Annotated in this window: 2 protein-coding genes; both read left to right on the forward strand. The window is 32.3% G+C overall.

Annotation, left to right across the window (positions count from 1 at the left end):
- Positions 1 to 53: 53 nt before the first annotated feature.
- Positions 54 to 6,605 (forward strand): alpha-2-macroglobulin family protein, encoded by a 6,552-nt coding sequence (locus FLACHUCJ7_RS22205; protein WP_180910496.1) that lies wholly within the window; start codon positions 54 to 56, stop codon positions 6,603 to 6,605.
- Positions 6,606 to 6,668: 63 nt separating this feature from the next.
- On the forward strand, positions 6,669 to 7,259 hold the full coding sequence (locus FLACHUCJ7_RS22210) for a Uma2 family endonuclease (protein WP_110305576.1): 591 nt from the start codon (positions 6,669 to 6,671) through the stop codon (positions 7,257 to 7,259).
- Positions 7,260 to 7,357 lie beyond the last annotated feature (98 nt).

The raw sequence follows: 7,357 nt of genomic DNA on the forward strand, positions 1-7,357 counted from the left end.
CTACTCTCCCAACCTTTTTTAGAAAAAGATACTCTATATAAGAAAACCCACTTATGAAAAATATACTATTTGCCTTCCTTTTATTTTCAACAGTAATTTTTGCACAACAAAATAATAAAAAATGGGACAAAGTTATTGCTTTTGAAAAAGAAGGTAAGGTCAAATCGGCCAGTGAAATAGTTTCAGGAATTTATAAAAAAGCAGTTTCAGAAAAAGATGAAGTGCAAATGATAAAATGTTTTTTTTATCATTCAAAATACCTATTGGTTATTGATGAAAATGCCCAAAACAAAATTCTTAATAATCTTAAAACGGATATTGGCCGGGTTTCAATTCCATCAAAAGCAATTTTGAACTTAATTTATGCAAAATGTCTAAATGATTATTTTAAAAGAAACGAATATAAAATCAGGCAAAGAACTAATATTGAAATTCTTGATGAGGACTTTCTAACCTGGACAGAAAAAAACTTTATTTCCCAAATAAACCAAGCTGTCAAAAGAACGCTAGAAAATGAAATTGCTCTAAAAAATACGCCTCTGACAAAATATGAATTGATATTTGATTATCCTTCTTCCGCAGAATTCAAAACTGAAAATTTGCTTAATTATATAGTAAACGAAAGCATTGGCATTTATACTCAAAAATTACGTAATTGGGAAATTTCGAAAAGTGTCTTTATACCACATAAAAAGGATTTCCTTGGCAATTCTGAGAGTTTTACAAAACTAAATTTAAATTTTATAACAAATGAAAATCTTCATCTTGTAATTTCTTTATATCAAAAAAAAGAAAGCAAAAATCCAACTTCGGAGAATCGATTTGAACGCTTACTTTTCTGCAAAATGTTTTTATTTGGTTTTGACAATGATTATTTGAACGCGCTTAACAAACTTCAAAAAAAAGCGGAAGACAAAATATTAATTCAAAAAATTCAACTTGAAAAAATACAACGTTTGTTGTCGTCGGCATCGAAAAATGTAAATCCAGATTATAACACCAAAGCTGTAGCGATATTGGACAGCATTATAGCAGTCAGCAATAGATCCAACGCCTACAAAACTGCAATAAATCAAAAACAAATCCTGCTTTCAAAATCGATAAATGTTCAGGCTCAAAAGTACACTTACAGCAATGAAAATACGCGTGTTTTTATTCAATACAAAAATGTAGAGGAACTTAAGATTTCTTTCTATAAAATCGACCAGAAAAAAGCACAATTTTTCAGCAAATATGAAAAATCAAAAGATACTGAGGCAGAAGAAATTACAAATAGTAAACAGCCTGAAGTTTCGGAAACTTATCACTTAAAAAATAAAAAAGATTATTTTGAGCATTCTACAGAAGTATTGCTGCCTTATTTAAAAACTGGTTCTTATCTTGTTAGTTTTGAAAGTGAGAGTGATGCGAAAAATCAGAAAGCTTTTGCATATGAGACCATTACCGTATCAAATCTTTCGATTACAGCATCAGAAAGTAATTTGATGGAAACCTATCAGGTTTTAGATCGAAAAACAGGAAAACCAGTGGAAAATGTAATGATAGATTCGCCAAGATTTTCTGCTAAAACGAATCAAAATGGAATCGTTTCCTATAAAAAATCAAACAATAACCGTAATCACGAAACCATTCAATTCTCTTTAGAAAATGATACCATTTCATTCAACAGCAATTACCTCTCAAGAAGCGATATTTATCAGGGAAAAAAAGTGGTTAATTTAAAAGGAAAAGTGGGTTTTATTCTGGATCGCGCCATTTATCGTCCGGGTCAGACGGTATATTTTAAAGGAATTGCAATTCAGAAAAACAACGAAAAAACACACGTAGTTACAAATACCAGTTTTAGAGTTATTTTGGAAGATGCAGATTACAATGAGATCAAAAACATGGATATGACCACAAATGAATTTGGCTCCTTTTCGGGAGAATTTATTCTGCCTAAAACAGGATTAACCGGCTCTTTAAAAATTAAGGCCATAAAACCTTTAAATTATAATAAGGATGAACGTTATAACAAAGAGCGAGCAGAAAATCCATTTTGGAATAAAGTAGATTTTGAATATTCTCAAACCGATTTTAAAGTTGAAGAATACAAACGCCCAAAATTTGAAATCAAATTTGATCCTAAAAAAGAGACTTTCCATGTTAATCAATCTGTAAAAATAAAAGGTTCTGCCAAAGCTTTTGCAGGAAGTACTATTTCCGATGCTGAAGTAAGTTATATCGTTACACGTTATACGAGTTATGCCCGAAATTATTACGGTAGAGAAGATGAGGAAGAAATTGCTGATGGCGAAACAAAGACCGATGCTTCAGGTAAATTTGTGATTGATTTTCCAGCTTTGCCTGACGAAGATACACCAAAAGAAAATTTACCAATTTTCACTTATGAAATTGAAGTTACGGTAACTGACATTAATGGCGAAACGCACGATTCTAAAACTACTGTAAAAGTAGGTTATCACGATTTGATTTTAGAAGCCGCGCTTCCTAATAAAATTCAGACCAAAGATAAAAATGAAATTATACTGACCAGCACAAACCTAAATGAGGAATTTAAAGCTGCAAAAGGTGAAATAAAAATATACTATGTCCGGCCGTTTTTAAACAAATTTAAAACAAGGAATTTCGAGAATCCAGAAATCGAAACAATCTCAGATCAGGATTTTGAAAGACTATTTGCTTACGAAATTACGGGAAAAGAATTATTAACGACTCCAAAAGAAATTTTACTCTATTCCAAAAAAGTGGATACTGAAAAAGACAAAACTATTCCACTTGACTTTATTTCAAATTATAAATCCGGATTATACAAAGTCGTTTTTAGTGCCAGGGACAGTTTCAACAATCCAATTGAAACAACTACCGATTTTGAGCTTACGCAAAACAAAGACAAGTTTAATCCAGGCAAATTATTTTCGGCGCAACAAATGAATACCGATCCGAAAAAAGATGGTTTTGTTCAGCTGAAAATTACTTCGCAAATTTCAGAACTTTATATTACAATTGCAGGAAATTATAAAAATGAATTATATTTTGAAGAAACAAATCACCTTCAAAACCATGAAACTATTGTTAAAATTCCACTTAAATCAGAATTTGAAAAAAAATTAAAAATAAGATTGGAAAGCATTTTTGAAAATCAGGTTTTCAATGATGAATTAGAAGTTATGCTAAAAACTGAAACGCCAAAATTAGAATGGAAAGCAGAAACTTTTAGAAGTAAAATCGAACCGGGAAGCAACGAAAAGTGGTCTTTTCAATTAAAAGCCAACAACACAAAAAAAGAGGCCGAAATTTTAGCTTCTATGTATGACAGTTCTTTAGATAAATTTACGACACAAGACTGGAGCAGTCCTGAATTTTATGAATACAATTACAATTCGGCTAACAGAAAAACGATATTCGGTTTTGATCGAATCTATAAAACAATACCAAATCTAAATGCTTACTTCCCTAAAATTCAGTATAGCAGTGAATCAACAAATTTAATTTGGTTTGGATTCGATTTTAATACTCCAAATGCTACTTATCTTCAAACCCAATATTTAAAACAACTGGATAAAAAAATAGAAAAACCGGCAAATGCTAAAATGATTTCAGGAATTCTCACTGACGAAACCGGTTTACCAATTCCTGGTGCTTCAATAACTATAAAAGGAACAAAACGAACATCTGCTTCAGATTTTGATGGCTATTATGAAATTGAAGCCGTAATTGGCGAAGAACTAATTTTCTCCTTCCTTGGCTTTAAAACAATTTCTGCAATTGTGACAAATACAAAAACTATAAATCAAACTTTTGAAAATGACTCAAGTGAACTCAAGGAAGTTGTAGTTGTTGGCTATGGCACCCAGAAAAAACAATCTCTTACGGGCGCTATAATGCAAGTCAAAGCAGAAATTACTTCCGCTAATGCTGACACGTTAACGATGCTTTCCGGAGTGGCTGCAGGAGTAGAAATTGTATCAAATGATGAAAACAATCCGGAATATTATTTTAGAACAAGTAAAATAAAATTTATACCAGGAAAAAAAATTATCAGCGGTCTTACTAATCTGGTTATTGATGAATCCATATTATATATCATCGATGGAAAAATAGCAACTGTTGAAGAATTTAAAAAACTAAATCCAACAGATATTTTAGACATGGCGGTTGTAAAAGATGAAGAAGCAAAAGCCAGTTACGGAGTTAAAGGCGAACACGGAGTCGTTATTATCACAACAAAAAAAGCTTTAGAAGAATTAACACAAGTAAAAGCCAGAAAAAATCTTTCTGAAACCGCTTTCTTTTTACCTCATTTGAAAACCGATACTAAGGGAAATGTAAGTTTCAACTTTACTTCTCCTGAAGCTCTCACCGCCTGGAAATTGCGTTTATTGGCACATAATAAAGATGCGGTTTCCGGTTATTTAGAGAAAAGCGTCATTACACAAAAAGAATTGATGGTTTTGCCGAATTTCCCTCGTTTCCTTAGAGAAAAAGATACGATTGTAATCAGTGCCAAAATTTCAAATGTTACCGCCGAAGCAAAAACCGGAATAGCCAGTTTACAATTCTTTGACGCTGTAACCATGCAACAAATTGATGCCAAAATGCTGAATACGGATAACATTAAAAACTTTACCATTTCAGCTTATGGTAACACAACAGCAAACTGGACTATTACAATTCCTGAAGGTTTACAAGGCGTTCAATATCGAATTGTAGCCAAATCAGGTAATTTCTCTGATGGTGAAGAAAACATCCTTCCTGTCCTAACTAACAATATGCTCGTTACCGAAAGTATTCCGGTTTGGGTACGTGAAAACTCAGCTAAAGAATATACATTTGAAAATTTAAAAAACAATACTTCAAGCACTTTAAGAAATCACCAATTTACACTGGAATATACGTCAAACCTAACCTGGATTGCCATTCAGTCACTTCCTTATTTAATGGAATATGAGCATGAATGTGCCGAGCAGACTTTTGCCCGTTTTTATGCAAATGCACTCGCTTCTGAAATTATTTCGAGCAATCCTAAAATCGTAACTGTTTTTGAAGACTGGAGAAAAAATGAAAAACTGAATTCCAAGTTAGAAGAAAACGAAGAATTAAAATCGATTATTCTGGCAGAAACACCATGGCTAAATGATGCAGCTCAAAGCGAAGACGAAAAGAAAAAGAATCTGGCTCTTTTATTTGACTTGGAAAAAATGAAAACATCGCAGGAAGCTACTTTTGAAAAATTAAAAAAGAAACAAAATAGTTCCGGAGGTTTCCCATGGTTTGAAGGTGGCGATGAAAGCGAATATATTACCAGACATATTCTGGCAGGTTTAGGACATTTGTCAAAACTGAGCAAAGATGAAAACAATACTTCTAAAATCGATGAGATTGCAAAAGCCGGAATTCCGTATTTAGACCAAAAGTTTTTAGAATATCATAAAACGAGAACCGTTAACTTAAGAAAAGGAGAAAAACTATTGTGGCTTAATCCGTATTCTGACTTGCATTACCTTTATACCAGAAGTTTTTATTTAGAGAAATATCCACTTTCAGATACTTTAAAAAAAGCAACTAAACGCTATTTCGAAAGAGCAAAAGTAGAATGGCTTACTTATTCAATTTATGAAAAAGGTCTGGCTACATTGACCTTAAGTCGTTTTGGAGAAAAAGAAACCGCCAGAAAAATCATCGAAAGTCTGAAAGAAACAGCTTCCAATAACGAAGATTGGGGAATGTACTGGATTGCCAATAAAGCAGGCTGGTACTGGTATCAGGCACCAATTGAAACTCAGGCATTATTGATTGAGGCCTTCGCCGAAGTTACTCAGGACACCAAATCTGTGGATGCAATGAAAGTCTGGTTACTAAAAAACAAACAAACCAAAAACTGGCCAACAACAAAATCAACTACCGAAGCAATTTATGCATTACTGCTGCAGGGAACCGACTGGCTTTCTGTAAAAGATAATACCGTAATAAAATTAGGAGATGAAAAAATCATGACCAAAAAATTAGCCGAAAATGAAAAAGAAGCTGCAACGGGTTATATTAAAATGAACTGGAAAGCTGAAGAAGTGAAAAAAGAAATGGCTTCGGTAAAAATTGAAAACAAATCTAAAGTTCCAGGATTTGGAGGTCTTTACTGGCAGTATTTTGAAGATCTGGATAAAATAAAAAATAATTCCGGAGCGGTTTTATCAGTTTCAAAAGAATTGTATCTGAAGAAAAACACTTTGAAAGGCGATGAATTAGAAAGAATTACAACTAAAAATCCTTTAAAAACAGGTGATTTGGTAACGGTACGATTAGTTATTACTACTAAAGAAGATGTAGAATATATTCATTTGAAAGACATGCGTGCTTCTTGTTTTGAGCCTGTAAATGTACTCTCACAATATCAGTACAAAGATCGATTGGGTTATTATATGAGTACCAAAGATGCTGCAACACATTTCTTTTTTAATCAAATAAACAAAGGAACTTATGTTTTAGAATATGACATCAGAGTAAATAACAGTGGAGAATTCTCTAATGGAATTACAACTATTCAAAGTATGTATGCCCCTGAATTTGCAAGTCATACAAAAGGAATCAGACTAAGGGTTAATTAATAAGACTTTGTGAATCTCTAAATTAAAACTCTAAAATTAGCTACATTTGTATTAAATAGAATTATTATGGTAACAGATATTAATCAATTAGATTTTAACAAAACGTATTCTTATGCCGATTATCTTACCTGGAGATTTCAGGAAAGACTTGAAATCTTTAAAGGAAAGATTTCAAAAATGAGTCCTGCTCCAAGCACTTCTCATCAAAAAATAGCGGGAAATCTGCATGGAATTTTATGGAATAGTTTTAAAAATCGTCCTTGTAATTTATTTAATGCTCCATTTGATGTTCGACTGCTAAATAAAAAAAAATCAACAAATGACAATGAAATTTTCACTGTAGTGCAACCTGATATATGTATAATTTGTGATGAAAATAAATTAGACAAAAGAGGTGCATTCGGTGCACCAGATTTAGTAATAGAAATACTCTCACCGGGTAACTCGAAGAAGGAACTAAAATATAAATTTGATTTGTATGAAGAAGCAGGAGTTTTAGAATACTGGATTGTAAATCCCGAAGACAAAACTTTTTTAATTTATGTTCTTAGAGATAATGAATTTATCGGTTTACATCCGTTAATTGAAGAAGATAAAATAAAAAGTCCGTTATTTCCTCAATTAGACTTTATACTTGAAGAAGTATTTGCTTAAACTAAACCACTCTGCACTGAAAGTGCAGAGGTTTGTTTGACGAGGGACTGAAAGTCCCTCTTTCTATTTCATTCAAGAATGAAATTTGAATTATCATC

The organism is Flavobacterium salmonis, from assembly GCF_903819435.1.
Classification (GTDB): domain Bacteria; phylum Bacteroidota; class Bacteroidia; order Flavobacteriales; family Flavobacteriaceae; genus Flavobacterium; species Flavobacterium chungangense.